At 72.9% G+C, this 20,199-nt stretch carries 19 protein-coding genes; 16 read left to right on the top strand and 3 right to left on the bottom strand.

Features of this window, described 5'->3' with window-relative positions; genetic code table 11:
* Positions 1 to 684 (bottom strand): AfsR/SARP family transcriptional regulator (locus ACZ4QV_RS20010; protein WP_467763190.1); only part of this gene is annotated, 684 nt, incomplete at its 3' end.
* Positions 685 to 1,373: 689 nt separating this feature from the next.
* Here ACZ4QV_RS20010 and ACZ4QV_RS20015 point away from each other — a divergent pair.
* Both ACZ4QV_RS20015 and ACZ4QV_RS20020 read left to right on the top strand, forming a co-directional pair.
* Entirely contained in the window at positions 1,374 to 2,105 is a 732-nt protein-coding gene (locus ACZ4QV_RS20015; RefSeq protein WP_361150913.1) for a helix-turn-helix transcriptional regulator, read from the top strand.
* Positions 2,106 to 2,121: 16 nt separating this feature from the next.
* Positions 2,122 to 2,667: an NUDIX hydrolase gene (locus tag ACZ4QV_RS20020; RefSeq protein ID WP_361150910.1), complete on the top strand. Its 546-nt coding sequence runs from the start codon at positions 2,122 to 2,124 to the stop codon at positions 2,665 to 2,667.
* A 59-nt stretch (positions 2,668 to 2,726) separates the two neighbouring features.
* On the opposite strand, the gene ACZ4QV_RS20025 is transcribed toward ACZ4QV_RS20020, so the two are convergent.
* Positions 2,727 to 3,977 carry an ATP-grasp domain-containing protein gene (locus ACZ4QV_RS20025; RefSeq protein WP_361150907.1) on the bottom strand — a complete coding sequence of 417 codons (1,251 nt, stop codon included), beginning with the start codon at positions 3,975 to 3,977 and terminating at the stop codon, positions 2,727 to 2,729.
* 586 nt (positions 3,978 to 4,563) lie between these two features.
* Between ACZ4QV_RS20025 and ACZ4QV_RS20030 the strand changes: the two genes are divergently transcribed.
* The 13 genes from ACZ4QV_RS20030 (at position 4,564) to ACZ4QV_RS20090 (ending at position 18,537) form a co-directional block, all read left to right on the top strand.
* Positions 4,564 to 5,361 (top strand): YqcI/YcgG family protein, encoded by a 798-nt coding sequence (locus ACZ4QV_RS20030; RefSeq protein ID WP_361150904.1) that lies wholly within the window; start codon positions 4,564 to 4,566, stop codon positions 5,359 to 5,361.
* Positions 5,358 to 6,233, top strand: coding sequence for a nucleoside-diphosphate kinase (locus tag ACZ4QV_RS20035; protein WP_361592517.1), 876 nt, complete (start codon positions 5,358 to 5,360; stop codon positions 6,231 to 6,233). The genes ACZ4QV_RS20030 and ACZ4QV_RS20035 overlap by 4 nt, the downstream gene beginning before the upstream one ends.
* A complete protein-coding gene (locus tag ACZ4QV_RS20040; protein ID WP_361150898.1) occupies positions 6,230 to 7,258 on the top strand; it encodes a GNAT family N-acetyltransferase in 1,029 nt (342 codons plus the stop codon). Before ACZ4QV_RS20035 ends, ACZ4QV_RS20040 begins: the two co-directional genes overlap by 4 nt.
* Positions 7,259 to 7,330: 72 nt before the next feature.
* Complete coding sequence (locus ACZ4QV_RS20045) at positions 7,331 to 8,698, top strand: helix-turn-helix domain-containing protein (RefSeq protein ID WP_361150895.1); 1,368 nt, start codon at positions 7,331 to 7,333, stop codon at positions 8,696 to 8,698.
* A 1-nt stretch (position 8,699) separates the two neighbouring features.
* Entirely contained in the window at positions 8,700 to 9,575 is an 876-nt protein-coding gene (locus tag ACZ4QV_RS20050) for an isocitrate lyase/phosphoenolpyruvate mutase family protein (RefSeq protein WP_361150893.1), read from the top strand.
* On the top strand, positions 9,572 to 10,711 hold the full coding sequence (gene aepY, locus ACZ4QV_RS20055; RefSeq protein WP_361150891.1) for a phosphonopyruvate decarboxylase: 1,140 nt from the start codon (positions 9,572 to 9,574) through the stop codon (positions 10,709 to 10,711). The genes ACZ4QV_RS20050 and aepY overlap by 4 nt, the downstream gene beginning before the upstream one ends.
* Positions 10,708 to 11,916, top strand: a complete 1,209-nt coding sequence (locus ACZ4QV_RS20060) for an iron-containing alcohol dehydrogenase (protein WP_361592522.1) — start codon at positions 10,708 to 10,710, stop codon at positions 11,914 to 11,916. Before aepY ends, ACZ4QV_RS20060 begins: the two co-directional genes overlap by 4 nt.
* A complete protein-coding gene (locus tag ACZ4QV_RS20065) occupies positions 11,913 to 12,959 on the top strand; it encodes a C-terminal binding protein (RefSeq protein WP_361592525.1) in 1,047 nt (348 codons plus the stop codon). The genes ACZ4QV_RS20060 and ACZ4QV_RS20065 overlap by 4 nt, the downstream gene beginning before the upstream one ends.
* A complete protein-coding gene (locus ACZ4QV_RS20070; protein ID WP_361592528.1) occupies positions 12,956 to 14,080 on the top strand; it encodes a pyridoxal phosphate-dependent aminotransferase in 1,125 nt (374 codons plus the stop codon). Before ACZ4QV_RS20065 ends, ACZ4QV_RS20070 begins: the two co-directional genes overlap by 4 nt.
* A gap of 26 nt (positions 14,081 to 14,106) precedes the next feature.
* Positions 14,107 to 14,982: a nucleotidyltransferase domain-containing protein gene (locus ACZ4QV_RS20075; protein WP_361150881.1), complete on the top strand. Its 876-nt coding sequence runs from the start codon at positions 14,107 to 14,109 to the stop codon at positions 14,980 to 14,982.
* A 48-nt stretch (positions 14,983 to 15,030) separates the two neighbouring features.
* Positions 15,031 to 16,347: an MFS transporter gene (locus tag ACZ4QV_RS20080; RefSeq protein ID WP_361150879.1), complete on the top strand. Its 1,317-nt coding sequence runs from the start codon at positions 15,031 to 15,033 to the stop codon at positions 16,345 to 16,347.
* Positions 16,348 to 16,389: 42 nt separating this feature from the next.
* Entirely contained in the window at positions 16,390 to 17,460 is a 1,071-nt protein-coding gene (locus ACZ4QV_RS20085; protein ID WP_361150877.1) for a GNAT family N-acetyltransferase, read from the top strand.
* 267 nt (positions 17,461 to 17,727) lie between these two features.
* Positions 17,728 to 18,537 carry a bestrophin-like domain gene (locus ACZ4QV_RS20090; protein WP_361150875.1) on the top strand — a complete coding sequence of 270 codons (810 nt, stop codon included), beginning with the start codon at positions 17,728 to 17,730 and terminating at the stop codon, positions 18,535 to 18,537.
* A 54-nt stretch (positions 18,538 to 18,591) separates the two neighbouring features.
* Here ACZ4QV_RS20090 and ACZ4QV_RS20095 read toward each other — a convergent pair whose 3' ends face one another.
* Positions 18,592 to 19,146, bottom strand: a complete 555-nt coding sequence (locus ACZ4QV_RS20095) for a hypothetical protein (protein ID WP_361589169.1) — start codon at positions 19,144 to 19,146, stop codon at positions 18,592 to 18,594.
* Between the two features lie 283 nt (positions 19,147 to 19,429).
* On the opposite strand from ACZ4QV_RS20095, the gene ACZ4QV_RS20100 reads away from it, so the two are divergent.
* A complete protein-coding gene (locus tag ACZ4QV_RS20100) occupies positions 19,430 to 20,086 on the top strand; it encodes a helix-turn-helix transcriptional regulator (protein ID WP_361150869.1) in 657 nt (218 codons plus the stop codon).
* Positions 20,087 to 20,199 lie beyond the last annotated feature (113 nt).

Below are 20,199 nucleotides of genomic sequence, written 5' to 3' on the forward strand. Positions count from 1 at the left end.
GGGGGGGGGGGCCCCCGCCCCCCCGGGGGGGCGCCGCCGGGGGGGGGGGGGGGGGGGGGGGGGGGGGCCGGCGCCGCCCCCCCCCCCCGCCACTTCCTCGGCCGCCCCCAGTGCCAACTGGGCCTCCGCGCAGGACTCCACCGCGGTGAGCCGGAGCTGTTCCAGCCGGTTCGTCTCGTCGTTCAGCGAGGGGTGCGCGTCGAACTCCGCGTACGGCGAGCCGCGCCACAGGCCGAGCGCGGTGGTGAGCCGGTCGCGGGCGCCGTCCGGGTCACCGGCTTCGAGCAGGCGCCGTCCGTCGGTGACCAGGTGCTCGAAGCGGAAGACGTCGATCTCCCCCGGGTCCAGCTCCAGTACGTAGCCCGGCGAGCGGTGGCGCAGGAGGGGTACGCGCTCGGGGGCGGCCGCGGGGTCGAGGGCGCGGCGCAGGTGCGAGACGTAGCTCTGCAGCGTGGCGACCGCGTGACGCGGCGGCTCCTGGCCCCACAGCTCCTCGACGAGCAGTTCGGTGGGCACCACCCGGCCCAGGCGGACGAGCAGCAGCGCGAGAAGTGCCCGCTGGCGCGGCGGTCCGAGCGGCCGGTCACGCCCCTCGTGCCGTACGGACATGGTGCCCAGGACGCTCAGCCGGGGAACATCGGCACCATCGCTCCGTAAAGGACTCGCTATGGGGGGTTCGGGCATCTCGTTCTCAATCGTTCTCGCGCCGGGCGGCGCTTGAAAGAGGGCCGGCACCTCGCGGCCGGCCTCAAATCGGATCCTGGCACAGAAAAAGACATCCTCCAAGATCGCCGACGGGCCTCCGGCAAGTGAATGACAAGCGAACAGCAAGGAACACGCAGGGTTTCGGGCAGCGACACGGTGCCCGCCTCAAGAGGCCGCCAAGGAACCGCCAACATCCCGACCAGTCTGTCGCAAGGAACGTGCCGCACGATGACCGGCGCAGAAACCGTGGGTGAGCAAGCGGAGGAGTGCCTTCCTCCGGCCGGCTCCTGACGGAACTTCCACGGACCGCAGTCGGCACGAGGGGAAGGCGAGCCATGCAGCGGACAACAGCCGGGGCAGCCCCGACGTGAGAGCGCTCACGCGGCAGGCCCGCCGGCCTTCGCGTGCGCCACGCCGCGCGTCGCGGCGTCGCATTCCTCCCGGGACACAACGTCCCGCCCATGAGCAGCTCGACAAGGAACGGAGCCCGTCCGGCGTGTCACCACACCGCCCGGACGGCCCTCACCAGGGCCCGCCCACGGCGCGGCCGTGCAAGGTACGGAAGGCAAGACAAGATGCAACAAACGCTCCCATCGGGCTCGCCGGCACCGTCGCACAGCGGTGCCCGGCCAGACCCGGAATCGCCCACCCGCCGACCGGCCCGCCCGATGGCGGTCCCGCCGCCCGACGGCCGGCCGCCCCGCGTCGCCGGTGCGACCCACCTCGCGGCGCTGCGGCCCCCCACCGACCGGGGCGGCAGGCCCGCCGGCACGGAGCGGAGCACGGACCCGGTCAGCGTGGCCGTGCTGGCGGACGACCCCATCACCCTCGACGGCACGGTCGCCTTCCTGCGGAGCAACCCGCTGATCTCGGTCGTCGGCGACGACCGGCTGACGGAGGCGGACGTCGTCCTGATCCTGGTGTCCCCCGAGGGGACCGACGAGGCGCTCGCCCGGCTGGGGCGGCGGGACGCCTGGCAACGGCCTTCCCAGCGGCTGATCCTGGTCGCGGACTCCATGTCGGAGTACCAGCTCATGCGCGCCGTGGCGCACGGCCTGACGGACGTACTGCCGCGCGCCCAGAGCGATCTGGGCGCGATCGCGGACGCCGTCTGCGACCGTCGGCAGCGCACCGGGGTCGCCGATTCGCTGGTCACGCTGCTGCACCACCTCCAGCGCGACATCCTGGAGCCGCACCAGCTCAACGCGGCCGGCTTCGACACCCGGGAGATGAGCATCCTGCGGATGCTCGCCGACGGCTGGAGCACCGGCGAGGTGGCCAAGGAACTCGGGTACTCCGAGCGCACCATCAAGAACGCGATCCATACGATGCTGGCCAGGCTGGGACTGCGCAACCGCACACACGCCGTTGCCCATGCCATCCGTTCCGGCACGGTCTGAGAGGAAGCTGAACCGAGTGGTGGAAGAAATCGTGGCCCTCTACGCCGAGGGTGATCTGAGCGGCCGTGTCGTCGGCTCGGCGCCCCGGAGCAAGATGCGCGCGGAGAACCTGCCGCACTGCGCGACGCAGGTGCTGCTGCGCGACCCGGAGGGCCGGGTGTACGTGCATCGCCGTACCGACACCAAGGACGTCTACCCGGGCATGCACGACGCCTGGGCCGGCGGTGTGGTGGCCGCCGGGGAGGACCCGGACGAGACCGCCGAGCGGGAGGTGACGGAGGAGCTCGGCGTCCGCGGCTGCCCGGTGCGCCCCTGCTTCCGTTACTGGTTCGCCGACGCCCACGCCAACTACCTGGCCTGCGTGTACGTGGCCGAGTACGACCCGGAGCTGCACGGCCCGGTGGTGCACCAGGCGAGCGAGGTCGCCGAGGGCTGGTGGATGACCTGGGAGGAGCTGACGGCGCGGCTGGCCGACCCGGAGTGGCCGTTCGTGCCGGACGGGCGGGCCGGACTGGAACGGTACGCCCGGTACCTGGAGGAGCAGCCGGCGGCGCACGGCTGACGGCGACCGCACGGCCCGGCGCGGCGCCCCGACGGCACCGCGCCGGGCCGTGCGGCGCTCTACAGCGGTTCCGCCGCCGTGGGAATGCTGATGCGCTCGGCCAGGGCCGCGAGTCTGGACATGACCTGTGCCTCGGTGTCGCCGCGTACCGAGACGATGGCCGCCGCGTCGCTGTACCTGGTCGGCGGGGCGAGCAGGTCGCCTTCCTGTACCAGGATCTGCGCTTCGGTGATCCATGGTTCCTCGGGCACTCTCGGGGTGCTCAGTACCCGGCCGGGCTCGGCGTACAGGGCCGTGAAGCCGGTCAGGTGGGCGTCGGGGGCCGGTACGTGCGGGACACTGCCGTCCAACTGGGCCCGCAGCATGACCTCGTCGAGGTTGGCCCCGGTACGTGACCGGAAGCCGGCGAGGATGCCTCCTCCCCCGGCCCGCGCCGCGATCTCGCAGAACACGGGGCCCGAGGGGGACAGGAACACTTCGTGGTGCGCGACCCCGGTGAAGCCCGGGTACGCGGCGAGTACGGCCTGGTTGAACGCGAGCAGCGCGTCGAGCAGCGGGCCGTCGGGCACGGCGACGTCGCGGCAGGGCTCCAGCCGCCGGTACGACATGGTGCTGTCCACGTACCGGCCGGCCACCGCCGCCGTGACGTGCGCGTCCTGCACCACGCTGTCGACGTGGTAGAGCTGCCCGTCGACGAACTCCTCGACCTCGAACTCCACGAGCCGGTCGGCGTGTTCCCGTACGAACCGGTCGATTCCGGCGATGTCGTCCAGCAGGTGGATCTCGCTGGACCCGGCGCCGAGCCGCGGCTTGACGACCACGCGGTGGTACTTGTCCAGCAGCGTCAGCGCGGCCTCCCGGGAGAACGGGGCGAAGTCCGGTACCGCGATGCCGTGGTCGCGCAGGTGCTCCTTCATCAGCACCTTGTCGCGGAAGAGCAGTGCCTGCTCGACGCGCTGACCGGGGATGCCCAGCTCTTCGCGCAGCTCGGCGGCGGGCAGCAGGAAGCGTTCGGTGACCGCCACCAGGCGGGCCGCCGGCCGGCCGCCCCAGCGGTGCTGGAAGCGGACCGCCTCGGCGAACGGCGCGGGCTCGACACCGGGCACCCCGACGACGGACGCCAGCTCGGCGCCCACGGCTTCACCGGCCCGCTCCAGTGCGGTGACCAGCCGTACCTCCCAGCGGTCCGTGGACAGGAAAGGGCGGCCGTCCGGGCCTCGGTACGAGGAATAGCCGAGGCGGTCGAGCAGAATGACCGGCTGCCTTTCCTGGCGTGCCGCCGGCGCATTCCCGTTGATTTGCGATGTCATTGCACAACCTTTTTCGGCTCGATGCCCTGTCGTGTGGACCGGTTGCCCGGAAGCCGTTTGCCCGTGGTGAGAACAACGTTGTCGGAGCAACGCGGTCCGGGACATGTCCCGGGCTCGGCGGACTCTCGTCAATGTCCGGTACCGGCGTCGGCCGGGTGTTCGTCGACTGCTGTGCGGATGAGCCAAAACCCTAGTCACGATGGCGCTGGTGAAAAGGGCCGGCGGCCGATCCGGGACCAACGGGAAGCGTGCGTTGCCCTTGTGTACCCGAGCCGCGAGCACCTCGCTGCGGCCCGGCGCCGCTGGTCACCCCCGTAGTGGCGATCAGTACCGTACGCGTACGCGCGCGGGGTGAGGTATTCGCGGTGGTATCGGCTTTCCTTAACGGGCAAGCACTCTTCCCTCTCGCAAATCCTTCGGAGCAGCAGAGTCTTGACAGTCCTGAGTGAGCGCTGTTGTGATTGTTCTGCGCGGCGAGCCCCGCCCCAGCACATCTCTTCCGGCCTTCGGGCGGCGCGGCTCGCAGTATTCTCCAACGACCCTTTCGGAGCGTTCTTTGGAAAGCTATCTATGGAGGGACTCCGAGGTGTCGCGCTCCGGTTCCGGCGACGAGCCTTTCGGCTGGGTCCCGGAAGCGCACAGCGTCTTCACCGAGCGGATTCTCGCCGAAGATCCGTCCTATCCCTGTTACTTCGGGACGCAGGGCCAGCAGCGCGGCAACAACTCCTTCAGCGCCGTCGACACCCGCTACCCGGACACGCACGGCCCGGCCGCGCTCGCCCGGTCGTTGCGGGCCTACCGGCAGCGGGCCTGGCAGGGGCCGAAGCGGCAGACCCTCATCGTCTTCGTGGGTCCGGCCGTGCCCGGGGCGGAACTCGCCGACGACCACCGGCGGTTCTGGACGCTGCTGGACGAACTGCGGGCGTACGACACCGAGCCCTGGCCGGCCGATGTGCCCACCGACCCCGCCGATCCCCGCTGGCAGTGGTGCTTCGACGGCGAGCCGTGGTTCATCTTCGCCGCGAGCCCCGCCTACCGGGACCGCCGCAGCCGTGACCTCGGGCCGTGCCTGACCCTGGTCTTCCAGGTCCGGCGGGTCTTCGAGGGCATCGGCGGCAGCACGGTGGCCGGCAAGGCCGCCAAACGCCGGGTCCGGGAGGGCCTGGCGCGCTACGACCGGATCGGCCCGCATCCCACCCTCGGCGACGGCGACACCTCCACCGACTTCAAGTGGCGGCAGTACGCACTGCCGGACGACGCGAGCGTCGCCGCCCCCGACGCCTGTCCGGTGCGGCACCACGCCGCCGCCGTCCCTGTCCTGCCGGAGCGGAACACCGTCTACGGCTCCGCCTTACCGCAACCGAACGAAAGGCAGCGTCCGTGACTGCTGAAGACTTCTGGTCCCGACACGTGTTCGTCCTGCTGAGTTCCGACATCGTCCACCGGGGCCGGCACGGCGACCTGGTGCAGCGGCTGCGGGACGAGGGGTTCCCGCCGGTGGCCGCGCGGGCCCTGCAGGCCGACCCGGAGCTGATCGACGACCTGTACTCGGACCTCATCGCGGGCCAGTGGCAGACCTGGCGCTACCGTCTTGTGGACGCCGTCCTCGGGCTCGGCCCCACCATCGCCCTGATCTGCCGCTGCGACGGCCGGCACGCCGAACTCGCCAAGCTCAAGGGCTACCAGCACCCGACCGACGCGGACCTGGGCACGCTGCGGCGGGACTTCGACGCCATCAACAGCGCCATGAGCGTGATGCACAGCTCCGACGGTCCGGAGGACTCCGAGCGGGAGGCCGCGGTCTTCGGTCTGACTCCGGAGCACGCGGGCGACCCGGAGCAGGTCGCCGCCGAGATCGACCAGTTGTGCCGGCTGAACACGCCGGGCAACCCGGAGACCCGCGACTTCGAGCAGGTCCTGGCCTCGGTGCGCACCCGGCTGGTGGGCGCGCTGTGGGAGGAACTGCCCGCCGCCGTACGGCAGCAGATCACCGCCGAGTTCGCCGACACGTCCCAACTGGGCCTGCCCGGCGCCGGCGACCGGCTGGCCACCGTCCTCGGCGACCGGCTCCCCACCGGTCTGGAGGACGTGGTGCGCTGCGACTTCACCCCGAAGTGGCGCGACGAACTCCGGATGGCCTGGGCGGAGGAGCGGCTGCGCCGGTCGGGTGTGGTCCTGGACGAGTGGGAGCGTGTGGTGCTCGGCTCGTCACTGCACTTCCCGCCCCTGCGGGCGAGCGTGGAAGCGGCCAGGTGATCGGCGTCCGTACCGCCTCCTGCACCGTGTCGGTCGCCGACTCGGTGCAGGAGGTGGGCCGCCGGTCCTGGACTTCGCTGGTGGAGGCGTGCGGAGCGCCCGTCTTCTACAGCTACGACTTCCTGTGCAGCGTGGAGAAGCTGCCGCTCACCTCGCCGTCCCGCGCACGCTACCTGGTGGCACGGGAGGACCCGGCCGGTGAACCGGTCGCCGTACTGCCGGTGTATCTCCAGCACACCCGTGACCCGTTCGCCTCGGGCCCTGGGTCCGACGCTCTGCTCACGGTGCTGATGGGGCATGTGTGGCACTGCTACGACACCGTGCTGCCCAGTCGCGCACCCCTGACCGCTCCCTTGGTGGAGACGTTCTGGACCGCGCTGGGTGAACTGGCCGACAGCTCCGACGTGGATCTCTGGGGGCTGGCCAATGTGGCCGCCGACGGCGAACTCGCCCGGCTGCTCACGGAGATCGGCGTGGCGACCGAGTCCACCGTGCCGCGTTACCGCCTGCCCCTCACCGGCGGTCCCGCCACCCTGGACGAGCACCTCACCACCGTGAGCCGTCCCTCCCGGCGCACCCTGCGCCAGTTCGCGCGGCGGGCCCGCGACGCCGGCGCCAAGATCACCCTGCGCCAGGGGTCCGAAGCGCTCGACCAGGACGTACTGGACCTGTGCGAGGCCACCGCGGACAAGCACGCCCCCGGCTACTACCCGCCGGAGCGGCTCGCCGCCCTGGTGAACGCCCTCGGCCCCGACTGCGGCATCCTGCGCGTGGATCTGGACGGTGTGCTGCTCGCCGTCTCCCTGTGCCTCTACGACCGCACCCGGATGCACGCCTGGGCGGGCGGCTGTCTCTACCCGCGGGAACTCAACTGGAGTCCGCAGTACGTGCTGTTCGCGGCCGAACTGGAGGCCGGCATGGCCTCCGGGCGGCAGGTCCTCGAATGCGGCCGCCGCAACGACGAGTTCAAGACCCGTTACGGCCTGCACGCCCAGCCGCTGGTCCGTGCCGCCGTGCGCCGCTGAGCCCGCGCACCCGTACGGCCCCGCTGCGGGGCGTTCCCCCCGCGCACGCAAACGTCAGAGGAAAGGCCCACCATGTCCGTACCGGACCCTGCCTTCGACCGGCGGGCGGCAGCGCTGCTGCGCGCCGCCGCCAACGATCTCAAGCGCGACGACACCACCGCCGAGGCCGACCTCGGCCTCGCCCCCGGCACCTTCGCCGGTCTCACCAGCGGCGAACAGCCCGTGGACCTGGCCCTGCTGGGCCGAGCCGCCGAAGTGTGGCCGCTCAACGAGCGCGATCTGCTGCCCGGCCACGACGACACCTCCCGGCGGGTCCGGGTGATGCGGGCCAAGGAGTCGGAGGCGTCCTCCCGGGTGCTGGCCCGCGGCGGCGACGACTACTACGAGTACCGCGACACCGCGATGTCCCGTGTGGCGTCGTACCGCCCCGAGTGGATCCGCATGCTCCAGCCGGTGGACGACAACGATGCCGACAACCCGGCCGTCCGCTGGAACCGCGGTCATCTGCTCTATCAGTTCACCTACTTCGTCGGCCCGGTGAACTACTACTACCGGTGGCAGGACCGCAGCGTCTGCGTCCCGATGGAGACCGGGGACTCGGTGTGGGGGCTGCCGTTCGCCCCGCACTCCTTCACCGCGCGGTCCACCGACGAACCGGCGTACATCCTGGCCCTCACCTACGGCGGTGACCTGGTCGGGGACGCCCAGCGCGAACTGGCCATCCTCGGCAACGCCGCCGCCCACCGGGCCAAGCTGCCCCCCGGAGGCGGACCGGCCGCCCTGCTGCGCTCGTTCCTCCAGGCCAGGGCGGTCACCGTCGAGGAGCTGGCACGCCGCACCGGGCTGTCCGCCGACCACCTGGCGGCGCTGGTCGACGGAGAACGGCAGCCGACCGGCGCCGAGCGGGCCCAACTGGCCGAGGCGCTCGGCATCTCCGAGCGCGACCTGCTGCCGCCGAGCACCCGCACGGACGGCGGCGTGGTCCTTCAGCGGTCCGCGACCGCCCACCGCTGGCACTACCCGGCGAAGACCCCCGCCTACCGCTTCACCCAGCTCGCCGGCGACGCCTCGCACCCGCACACCACCGCGCTGGAGACCGAGGTGCTGGCCCGCTCCGCCGAGGACACCGCCTGGCTCTCCACCTACCAGCACAGCTACCTCTACGTGCTGGGCGACCAGCCCGTTCGGCTGCTCTGGGAGGCCGACGGGGAGCGGTACGAGGAGGAGCTGCAACCCGGCGACTCCGCGTACCTCATGCCGGAGGTCCCGCTCTCCTTCGTCCGCACGGACCCCGAGGCGCCCTCCCCCCGAGTGCTGCTGCTGCGCATCGCGGGTGCGGTGCTGCCCGAGGTGCGGCACGCCCTCGGCGCCATGCCCGACGGCGGGATCGAGCGCTATGTCAACGAAGACCGGCTCTGGTACAGCAAGGAAGGTAACTGACATGTCTGAGAACGCCACCACCACGAACAAGTCCGCACGGCTGCGTGAGCTGCTCGCCGGTCCCCGGCCGGTGGCCGCGGTGGGCGCGCACGACGGTCTCAGCGCCAAGCTGGTGGAACAGGCCGGCTTCGACGCCGTCTGGTGCTCCAGCTTCGAGGTCTCGGCCAGTTACGGCCTGCCGGACGCCAGTCTGGTGACGATGACGCAGTTCCTGGCGGCCGCCGAGGCGATGGACGCGATCATCGACATCCCGGTGATCGCGGACTGCGACACCGGGTTCGGCGGGCCGCTCAACGTGGCGTTCGCCGTGGAGCGCTACGAGCGGGCCGGCATCGCCGCGATGTGCATCGAGGACAAACTGTTCCCGAAGATCAACAGCTTCGCGGACGCCGGTCAGGACCTGCTGCCCACCAAGGAGTTCGCCCTCAAGATCGAGGCCGGCAAGCAGACGCAGAAGGACGAGCGTTTCCTGCTGATCGCCCGTACCGAGGCGCTCATCTCGGGCCAGGGCGTGCCCGAGGCGCTGGAGCGCGCCCACGCGTACGCGGACGCCGGGGCGGACGCCGTACTGATCCACAGCAAGAGCCGCCGCCCGGACGACATCCTGGAGCTCGGCGACGCCTGGGACCGCGACGTACCGCTGGTGGCGGTGCCCACCACCTACGCCTCGGTGGAGGAGAAGGCCCTGTTCGACGCCGGGTACCGCCTGGTCATCTACGCGAACCAGGGCATGCGCGCGGCCGTGAAGAACGTGCGCGAGGTGCTCGGGAAGCTGCGCGCCGAGGGCCGCGCCGAGTCCGTGGACGCCGACATCGCGACCATGCCGGAGATCTTCGCGCTGCAGGGCATGACCGCGGCCTTCCGGACCGCGCCGTGACCACGACCTCCAAGGCGTTCGTCACCGCGCTCGAAAACCACGACATCGGTCTGGTCGCCGGAGTGCCCTGCTCGTACTTCGGCGGCCCCATCAGCGAACTGGGCCACTGGCCCGGTATCCACTACGTGCCGGCCGCCAACGAGGGCACCGCGCTGGCCACCGCGGCCGGCAGCCGGCTGGCCGGGCGGCCGGCCGCGGTGATCGCCCAGAACTCCGGCTTCGGCAACCTCGTCAACCCGCTGACCTCGCTGGTCCTGCCCTATCAGATCCCGGTGCTGGTGTTCGTCAGCATGCGGGGCTGGCCCAAGGCGTCCAGCGGCGAGCCCCAGCACCACTGGATGGGCCGCGTCGTGCCGGACTGGCTCGACTCCCTCGACGTACCGCACCGGATGCTCCTGCCGGACGGGCCGGGCATCGACGAGGTCCTGGAGGAGACCCGGCCGGTCCTCGCCTCCGGACGGCCGGCGTTCGTCCTGGTCGCCAAGGGCGCGGTGCAGGACGAGAAGGCGGCCGGCACGCCGGACGCGGTGCCGCAGCCGGCCGACGGCGAGCTGCCCGACCGCGACGACCTGGTGGAAGCCGTGCTCGCCGAGGTCGGCCCGGAGTTCGTCTTCTCCACCACCGGCTACCTGTCCCGCGCGCTGTTCAACCAGGGCGACCGGCCGCGCAACTTCTACATGCAGGGCTCGATGGGCCATGTGGCCTCCCTGGCCCTGGGGTCCGCCCTGGCCCGCCCGTCGGAACGGTTCGTGGTGCTCGACGGTGACGGCTCCGTGCTGATGCACATGGGAGCGCTCACCACGGTGGGGCACTTCGCGCCGCCGAACCTGGTGCACGTGCTGTTCGACAACCAGGTCTACGACTCCACCGGCGGGCAGGCCACCACCGCGGCCACCACGGAGTTCGACACCATCGCCCGGGGCAGCGGCTACCACCGGGTGCGGTACGTGGCCTCCACGGCGGCGGTGCGGCCCGCGATCCAGGACGCCTTCCGCGCCGAAGGGCCCACGCTCCTGGTGGTCCGCGGCCGGGCGGGCGGCGCGGCGGGCGAACGGGCCTCCGGGGCCGTCACCGTCCCCGAGATCGCGCGCCGGTTCAGCGCGGAACTGACCGCGGGGCAGGTGCCGTTGTCGTGACCGGTACGGTTCCCCCCGCGGCCGTCGCCGGACTGCGACGGCTGCCAGGACACCCCGCCGCGTTCTTCGGGACCGGCGCCGCCGCACGGCTCAACGCCGTGCTGGCGGCCGCCGGCGCCCGGCGCGTGCTGCTCGTGCACGGGCCGTCGTACGCCACCGGCCCGGCGGCCCGCCTCACCCGCCCCGGCCGGGCCGGGTACGAGGTGCACCACTTCGGCGACGTACGGCCCAACCCGGAGCTCGGCCACATCGAGGAGGCGGTACGGGTCATCCGCCGGCTGCGCCCCGACGCCGTCGTCGGCATCGGCGGCGGCAGCAGCATGGACGTGGCCAAGGCCGCCTCCGTGCTCGCCGCGCAGGACGCGGACCCGGCGGACTGCCTCGGCACGCCCGACCTGGTCTGCCGGGAGCGCCCGGGGCGGCTGGTCCTGGTGCCCACCACCGCCGGTTCGGGCAGCGAACTCACCCGGTTCGCCACCCTGTACCGGGACGGCCGCAAGCTGTCCCTGGACACGGCCGGGGCCCGGGCCGACGTGGTCCTGGTGGACCCCGAGCTGACCGCGACCGTGCCGGTGCCGACGACGGTGGCCGGCGCGCTCGACGCCTTCAGCCAGGCCGTGGAGTCCTCCTGGGCCCGCGCCGCCACCCCGCAGTCGCTGGAGTGGGCCGAGGAGGCGCTGCACACCCTCCTCCCCGCGCTGCGGCAACTGGCCGACACGGGACGGCCGGCCGAGGTACGGCACGACCTGTCCCTGGGCGCGGCCCTCGCCGGGGCGGCCATCGACGTCACCCGTACGACCGCGGCCCACGCCCTGTCGTACGCGCTGACCAGCCGGCTCGGCCTGCCGCACGGCGTCGCCGTGGCCCTGCACCTGCGCTGGCTCATCGGCCGGCACGCCGCGGCGACCTCCCGGGAGTGCCCGTCGCCCGGTGTCCGCGTCCTGCACGGGCGGGTCGCCGAGATCCGCCGGACGGTGCGGGCGCACACCGGCCGCGAACCGGAAGAGCTGCTCGCGGACCTGCTCCAGGCCGGCGGCCACCCCGCCGACCTCGCCGACCTCGCCCTGCCGGCCGGCGACTGGGCCGACGTGGTGGCCGAGGCGCTGCACTCCGGCCGAGCCATGAACAACCCCTGCACGCTCACCCCCGAAGACGTCCTCGGCCGGTTCGTCCGGCCCTCACTGACGGAAGGCGCCTCGCGATGAACGCACAGCGTGTCCTGTACACCGACCCCGCCTGGCTGGTCGCCGACGGCCGGCAGGACCTCTCCCTGGCCACCGTCGAGCGTGACGTCCTGGGCGACGGCGTCGAACTGCTCACCGCTCCGCACGAGGACGGCCGCTACGTCCTGACCGACGAGCGGCTGCTGGAACGCGCCGCCGGTGCCGACGCCCTGGTGGTGTACCGCTGCCAGGTCACCGACGCCCTGCTGGACGCGGCGGGTGACAGGCTGCGGGTCGTGGTCCGGCAGGGCGTGGGCGTGGACAACCTCAACGCCGACCTGCTCGCGGAGCGCGGGCTGCCCGGCTTCAACGTGCCCGACTACTGCGTGGACGAGGTCGCCGTGCACACCTCGGCGCTCGCCCTCGCCTTGGAACGGCACGTGGTGCCGCAGCACGTGACCCTGGCCGGCGGCACCTTCGACATCTACGCCGGTGGCGCTCCGCGCCGGGTCAGCCGCCGCACCCTGGGCATCGTCGGCTTCGGCCGGATCGGCCGGGCCGTCGCCCGCAAGCTCGGCACGTTCTACGGCCAGGTGCTGGTGTACGACCCCTACATCGGCCGGGACCTCGCCGAGGGCTACGGCGCCCGCACCGTCGACACGCTGGAAGAACTCCTCGCCGAGTCCGACCTGGTGACGCTGCACTGCCCGCTCACCCCCGGCACCGAAGGCCTGATCGGGGAGGCCGAGCTGCGGGCCATGAAGTCCGACGCCTTCCTGGTCAACGCGGCCCGCGGCCGCCTCATCGACCCGGAGGCACTCGGCAGGGCGCTGGACGAGGGCGCGATCGCCGGCGCGGGGCTGGACGTCTTCGCTCCGGAGAACCCGCACCAGGACCCGCGCTGGAAGCCGGTGCTCGACCACCCGCACTCCGTCTTCACCAGCCACCGGGCCTTCCTGTCCGAGGAGGCGGAGGCCAGCAGCCGCCGGCGGGTCGCCGAACTCGTCCGGGACGCCCTCGCCGGTGACCCGGCCCTGCTCGCCGGCCGGGTGGGCCGTGTCCTGCCCGACGGAGCCGCCCGATGACCACGCTCGCTCCCACCGCCGTCACCGACCAGAGCGGCAACGTGGTGGTCCTCTCCACCGGCGACATCCGCGTCGCCCAGCACGATCCGGGGGCCGTCCCCGCCGCCCGCCGCGCGGACCAGCCCTACCGCTCCCCCGCCGGCGACCTGGCGCTCCGCGAGGCCATCACCGCCTACGCGGCGGACGGCGGCACCGCGGGGTTCACCCCGGACCAGGTGGTGGTCACCCCCGGCGCCCGGCAGGCGATCTTCACCGCCCTGCTGTCCGCCCTGCGCGGCGACCGCCGGGAGGTGCTGCTCCCGACGCCGTACTGGGCCAGCTTCCCCCGGCTCGTCGAGATGGCCGGCGGGACGCCGGTGCCCGTCCCCACGGAGCCCGGTCAGGGCGCTCCGTCCCTGGAGGCGCTGGCGCGGCTGACGACCGGGCGCACCGCCATGCTGATCCTCAACTCCCCCCGCAACCCCGACGGCGCGGTGGTCTCCGCCGAGGAGCTGCGCGGCCTCACCGAGTGGACGGCGGAGCGCGGGCTGACCCTGCTGTTCGACCAGGTGTACCGGGGTGTCGCGCTGTACGAGGAGCCGGCGCCCACGGTCACCCAGCTCTACCCGGAGCTGCCCGGCCACGTGGTGCTCACCGACGCGGTCACCAAGAGCCACGCGCTGGCGGGTCTGCGGCTCGGCTGGGCCGTGGCCGGGCCCGACACCGCCACCCGGATCACGGCCACCGCCTCCCACCTCATCGGCGGTGCCAGCGGAGTGGTCCAGGACATCGCGCAGCAGGTGCTGACCACCGGGGAGCCCGGACGCCGGGAGCTCGGCGCCCGCCTCGCGACCCATCTCGACCTGGCCCTCGACGCCCTCGCCGGCATCCCCGGAGTGCACTGCGCCCGCCCGGCGGGCGGCATCTTCCTCTTCCCCGACCTGCGCGGCTGGCTGGCCGACAGTGCCCCGCCGCAGGCACGGGAGGACGTCGTCGGCTGGCTGCGCGCCCGGCACGAGGTGGCGGTGGTCGACGGCGCGGCCTTCGGCGCCCCCGGCCGTCTGCGGCTCTCCTTCGCGCTCCCCGCCGACCAGCTCAAGGACGGCCTGCACCGGCTGCGCACGGCCCTCACCCGCCCCTGACCTTCGAGCAGAAGCGAGCCACCACCATGGACCCTGCCCTTCTGGACGCCCTCCCCCCCTCGGTACAGGCCGCACTGGGCCGGCAAGGCGCCACCCCCGAGCGCATCGCCGCTCTGGTGGACGACCGGCCCGGCGACGTGGTCATGCTGGCCGGTTCCTACGCGACCGGCGAGGCCAACCCGACCTCCGACCTGGACATCCTCGTCCTGATGCCCGGACCGGGCGCGCGCGGGGTACCCGGCACCACCAACCATCCCTCGATCTTCGGGGACAGCTTCGACGGCATGGCCGGCGAACTGATGGTCAACATCGAGTACGTCAGCGAGGACGCGATCGCCCTGGTGCAGCAGGCCGTACGGCCGGCCACCGGCGACGCACCGCCCGACCTGGCCAACCTCCAGGGCCTGGAACTGCGGCTCGTCCAGCGGGTCAGCACGGGCCTGCCGCTGTCCAACGCCGACCGCCTGGAGGAGATCAAGAAGGGCATCGACGCCGACCTCGTCCGCGCGTCGGCGGCGGCACTGGCCTTCGTCGACACGATGAGCCTCCTGGCCGACACCACGGTGCTCAGCTCTCCCGCCCGGGAACTGATGTGCCGGGGCGCCGCCGAAGCGCTCCTCACCGCCGGCCTCAACGCCTTCGGCCGGATCACGTACGGCACCAAGCACCTGCTGTCCAGGGCGGCCGTCGCCGCCCGACTCCCCGGAACGCCTGCCTTGTTCGCGCAGTGCGACAAGGTGCTCTTCGCCGACCGGCTGCCGCAGGAGGAGGCGTTGCCGTGGCTGCTCGACCTCGCGGAGGAGCTGTTCCGCGCGTTCGGCGACGAGCGGTGCGCGCCCGGCATCCAGCCCCTCCTCGAACCGTTCCGGCCCCAGTGGGCCTGGTCGGGCCGCGCCTTCTAGTGCCGGTCGGCCCTCTGTTCCGATCCGTTTCTACCTAGGGAGTCCCCCGTGAGCTCCGCTCCCCAGTCACACCGGGGAATCATGGCCCAGCCGGCCTTCCGCCGTTTCTGGGCGGCCCGCACGCTGTCCCTGGTCGGCGACTACGCCTTCCGCATCGCCTTCGCCACCCACCTCATCACCGTGACCGGATCGGCGTCGGTGCTCGCCGCCGCCACCGCCGCGCTGCTGGTGCCCTCGCTGCTGTTCTACCTGGTCGGTGGGGCGGTGGGAGACCGGACCAAGGCGCGGCGGCAGGTCCTGGTGGTGTGCGACATGGCGCGGGTGGTCGTCCTGCTGCTGATCGCCGCCGCCACCTACTGGACGACCAGCGCGTTGCTGCTGGTGGCGCTCTCGCTGCTCATCGGGATCGCCGACGGCTTCTTCATGCCGGTCTCGTTCTCGTACATGCTGGAGATCACGTCGCGGGACAAGCTGGTCCCCGCGAACTCCGCGCTGTCGGTCAGCATGCAGTTCGGGCTGATCGGCGGCCCCCTGATCGGCGGTCTGCTGGTGGGGTTCATCGGGGCGCCCGCCACCTTCGCCTTCGACGCGCTGACCTTCCTGCTCTCCGGAATCCTGCTGATGGTCCGGCCGAAGGGCGTGACCGGCGCCCGGCCGGTGACCGACGGCGAAGCGGCCGACGAGCCGCGTCAGCCGATGGGCGAGCAACTGCGCCGGTTCGGCCGGGACATCGTGGAGGCGCTGCACTACGTGCGGGGCGTGCCCTGGCTGCTGATCTTCCTGGGCGTCGGCGCGCTGGTGAACGCCGTCTTCGCCGGTGTGCTCGACGTACCGGTGCCGCTGATCATGTCCCCGGAGGGCACCAGCCAGGCCCAGTCGCTCGGCGTCTTCTACGCGCTGGAGGGCGTCGGCGCGCTGATCGGTGCCGTGATCCTCATGCGGCTCACCGTCAAACGGCTGGGCACCAGCATGTTCGCGATGCTGCTGATGATGGCGGCGGCGCTGACCGCCGTCGGATTCTTCGGCGGGGGCGTCCCGGCGCTGGCCCTCGCGCTGTTGTACGGCATCGGGCTGCACGTCTTCAACTCCCTCTACCCGAGCCTGCTCCAGGACCGGGTGCCGGAGAACCTCACCAGCAGGGTGGGCAGCCTGTCGTTCCTCGGGTTCGACGGCCTGATCCCGTTGGGCACCCTGCTGATGGGCCCGCTGGTCACCTCCCTGGACGCACGGGGCGCGGCCGTCGTGGCCGGCGGGGCAGCCGTCCTGCTCAGTCTCGCGGCGCTGCTCGCCCCCAGCATCCGGGGCCTGAAGGCCGAGCCGCCGGCCGATGTCCCCGCGGCCGAGCCCGACCTGGCCCCCCGCTGAACCGTCCACGAGGACCGGCCCACGACAGAACGAAGGAGAGGAATGCCCCGCACCGAGATCTCCGCGCACTTCGACGCCGCACGCTGGGGCCGGCTGCACCCCGGCTCCGCGGTGCAGAGCGCCCGCTGGATCGACATCATGCTCAGTCGGCTGCCCGGAAAGCCCCTGATGGTGCTGCACGAGGACGACGACGGTGCCGCGCTCGGCCTCGTGGGCGCGGTGGTCGGGGAGCCGGGCGCCTACGAGGCGTACAACCCGTGGACGATCCTGCGCGCCGACCCCGAGGTCTTCCCCGCCGCGCACGCCGACGGGCCGGTGGCCCCGCAGCTCGGCGGCGCGGCGGCGGACATGCTCCCCAGCGTGGTGCTGTCCGCCCCCGGCTACCTCGGTGACCCGGTCGGACCGGCCGGCCGCCGCCAGGACGCGGTACGCGACTGCCTGTCCGCGGTGCTGGACCACGCGCGGGACGCCGGGCTGGCGACGGTGTGCGTGCTCTACACCACCCCCGAAGGCGCCGCCGTGCTCGACCCGGTGACCACGGCCCTCGGCGGCGCGAGCTTCGATCTGACCTCCCGGTCGGTGCTGGAGATCGGCTGGGCGGACTGGGACGACTACCACTCGGGGCCGCGCAACCGGCGGCGGGCCGAGATCCTGCGTCAGCTGCGCCGGCTGGCCGAGGCCGGCGGCGAGGTGGTCCGCGAGGACCCGCGGCCCCGGTTCGACGAGGTGGTGGCCGCGCGCTGCTGTCTGCTGCGCCACTACGGCCAGCCCGCGGACGAGGAGAGCGAACGGCGCAGGCTGAGCGCCCTGATCGAGGCGTTCGGCGACGACCTCGTGCTGTACTCGGTCGTCCGCGACGGCCGCCTCCTGGCCCACGCGCTGTTCGTCGCCCGGGACCGCGTCCTGCAGAACATCTACGCCGGCACCACCGAGGAGGGCCGCGCCACGCCGTACGCCCACCTGGCGGCCACGTATTACGCGCCGCTGATGTACGTCACCAGCAAGGAGTTCGACCGGATCGACTACGGCGTGGGCCACGAGACGACCAAGCGTCTGCGCGGCTGTCTCGTCGTGCCCTTGCGCGGGCATCTGCTGCCGGTGGCCGGGCGGTGACGCCGCGGGCCGGGCGGGCGCACCGCCCGCCCGGCCCGCGGCCACCGCGCCGTGCCGAGCACCGGCCACCGGTTGAGCGCCGTGGCCGGATGTCGTGCCGGGTCCCGTACCTCCTCGTGCCGGGACCGGTACCCCCAGGGAGCCCAGGGGCATCGCTCGTACGGATGGCCGAGCGGGCGAACCAGTCTGCGGTCTCCGCCGTCCGGCAAGGGGGGGAAAGAGACCGTCGGCGTCGAGCCCCGACCCCGCTCCCGGAGGCCCGCTCACATGACCGTCACCCTCGTGGTGGCCGTGGTCGCCCTGATCCTCGGCCTGATCGCCCACCACTTCCTGCGCCGCAACGACTCCGAAGCCGACGACGAAGGTCTGTCGGTGAAGGACCTGCTCAGCCCGGTGCAGACGCTGACCGTACTGATCCTCGCCTTCGTCCTGGCCACCGCGGCCGGCTCCTACAACCGGGCCGAGGAGGCGGCGCACAACGAGGCCAACGCGGCCGACCACCTCGCGGAGACGGCGGACTACCTCCACGACGCCACGCAGCGCCACCGGGTGCAGGCCGACGTCGTCTGCTACACCCGCGCGGTACACCACTTCGAGTGGCCGACCATGGCCCACGGCCGGAACGCCCCGGAACCCAGCGTCTGGACCGCCGACCTGCGCAGCGCCTTCAAGGACATCGGCACGGACCAGAGCGCCTTCGGCATGCTCGTGTCGGCGGACGACACCCGGGCCAAGGCCCGCCAGGCACGGCTGACGGAGTCGACCGCGGCGGTCCCCGCGGTGATCTACTGGTTCATGCTCGTCCTGCTCTCCATCACCGTCATCTCCCTGTGCCTGTGCATCCCCCGCCGCCGCAACCGGCCCCAGCTCGCCACCCTGGCCGTGGCGACCGCCCTGCTCACCGCCACCCTGCTGCTCGTCCACGACGCCGAGCGGCCCTTCGGCGGGGCCATCGCCGTCAGCCCCACCGCCATCACCGACGTCGAACACCAGGCCGCCCGCGACTTCCGCGCCGACGCCCCCGGCACCGATCTGCCCTGTGACGCCGACGGCCGCAAGGCGACTGGGCGTGCCTGAGGCGGGCCTCGGCCACCAGTCGGTCCAGGACTTGACGGGCAGTGGCGCCCGGCTTCAGCCCCGAGCCCGGTCGAAGGCCCATGCCCCCAGCCCGGCCAGCACAGCCACTCCGGCCGCGTACACCGGCAGCCACAGGGTCGTGGTGACGGACAGGCAGTCGGCCACGGCGGCCTGGCGGTGGACGTCCTGTGCGTGGGCCAGGGCGGCGCCGTCGCGACCGGCCAGGCCGGCCAGCGCCGCCTCTGTACGGACGCTCTCGTAGCTGCCCAGCTCGGGACACCGGTCACGGGTGCCCGGCATCGGGAACAGCCAGGCCCGGCGCTGCATCACGGGGGCCGGGGTGATCGCTGCGCACAGGCCGACGACCAGCGAGAACGCCGTCAGATTCGCGATGTACGCGCGTCGCGAACCGGGTGCCCGCGGCGGCAGCCGGTAAAAGGGGAGGATCACCGCGAGCAGCGTCACGCCGAGGTACGTGGCGAACCACTGCCACCAACCCTGCGCGAGCGCGGCCGTCAGCACGGCGGCGAGCCCGATACCGATGACTCCCGACCCGCCGGGGGCGGCGGGTGCCGGGCCCCGGGCTCCTCGGCGGCTGGAATCGTCCACGGCTCCTCCTGCCCGGTCCGGACACCGGACCAGCATCCCGGCGCACCGCACCGGCACGCCGCCGCCATGCCGGGCCGGTCCGGAAGCCCGGCCCGGATGGCGGCGCCCCGCGCCGCGGCCCCGCGGGATTCCCGCGTCCCCGCCCGGCGCGGGATTACGTAAGGGCCCGGCTACGTAGTTCTCGCCGACGCGGCGGTCGCCCTTTCGGCGGCATGGTCGGTACAGCAGTCACGTACCGGCTCCGGACGGATGGGGCCGCCGGTGAACAGGACAGGGGATTCACGTGCTCAGTTCGCACCCGGCCACCACGGCTTCCGTACCCACCGCGCGCCGGGTGCGGGTGGCGGTCACCGCGCCCGACCCGATCAGCCGGGAGGGGGTCCTCAGCCAGTTACGCCGCCATCCGGAGGTCGACCTCGGGGAGGACGCCGGTTCGGCCACCGTGGCCGTGCTCGTCGAGGACGTGCTCGACGAGGCGGCGCTCGCCCGGTTGCGGCGGGTCGTGCGCAGCGAGGGAGCGCGGGTGGTGCTCGTGGTGGGGACCATCCGGGAGAACGAACTGCTGGACGTCATCGAGTGCGGCGCGGGAGCCATCGTCTGGCGCCGCGAGGCCACGGCGCACCGGCTGGTGCAGGCGGTGCTGACCGCGGCCGAGGGCGGCGGCGATCTGCCCGCCGACCTGCTGGGCCGGCTCATCAGCCAGGTGGGGCGCCTGCACCGGGGCGGCGCCGACCAGCCGGGGTCCTTCCTGGGCCTCACCTCGCGCGAGGTCGACGTCGTGCGGCTGGTCGCCGAGGGGTTCGACACCTCGGAGATCGCCACCAAGCTGTCGTACTCCGAACGCACCGTCAAGAACGTCATGCACGGGCTCACCACCCGCCTGCATCTGCGCAACCGTTCGCACGCGGTGGCGTACGCCCTCCGCGAGGGCTACATCTGACCGGCCGGACGGCGGGGACGGCCCCTTGGGGCACGAGAGCTGCCCCGCCGCCGTCCCCGGCGTGCCTGCGCCCCGGACGGCACAGGGGCCACGATCGGCAGCGGGGTCGCGAA

This window comes from Streptomyces sp. NPDC026394, assembly GCF_055567735.1.

Coding starts and splice junctions, on each gene's coding strand:
- ACZ4QV_RS20025 (WP_361150907.1), bottom strand. CDS start 3,977: ATGACATCGCAAATCAACGGGAATGCGCCGGCGGCACGCCAGGAAAGG.
- ACZ4QV_RS20090 (WP_361150875.1), top strand. CDS start 17,728: ATGACCGTCACCCTCGTGGTGGCCGTGGTCGCCCTGATCCTCGGCCTG.
- ACZ4QV_RS20070 (WP_361592528.1), top strand. CDS start 12,956: ATGACCACGCTCGCTCCCACCGCCGTCACCGACCAGAGCGGCAACGTG.
- ACZ4QV_RS20015 (WP_361150913.1), top strand. CDS start 1,374: ATGGCGGTCCCGCCGCCCGACGGCCGGCCGCCCCGCGTCGCCGGTGCG.
- ACZ4QV_RS20065 (WP_361592525.1), top strand. CDS start 11,913: ATGAACGCACAGCGTGTCCTGTACACCGACCCCGCCTGGCTGGTCGCC.
- ACZ4QV_RS20045 (WP_361150895.1), top strand. CDS start 7,331: ATGTCCGTACCGGACCCTGCCTTCGACCGGCGGGCGGCAGCGCTGCTG.
- ACZ4QV_RS20075 (WP_361150881.1), top strand. CDS start 14,107: ATGGACCCTGCCCTTCTGGACGCCCTCCCCCCCTCGGTACAGGCCGCA.
- ACZ4QV_RS20050 (WP_361150893.1), top strand. CDS start 8,700: ATGTCTGAGAACGCCACCACCACGAACAAGTCCGCACGGCTGCGTGAG.
- ACZ4QV_RS20085 (WP_361150877.1), top strand. CDS start 16,390: ATGCCCCGCACCGAGATCTCCGCGCACTTCGACGCCGCACGCTGGGGC.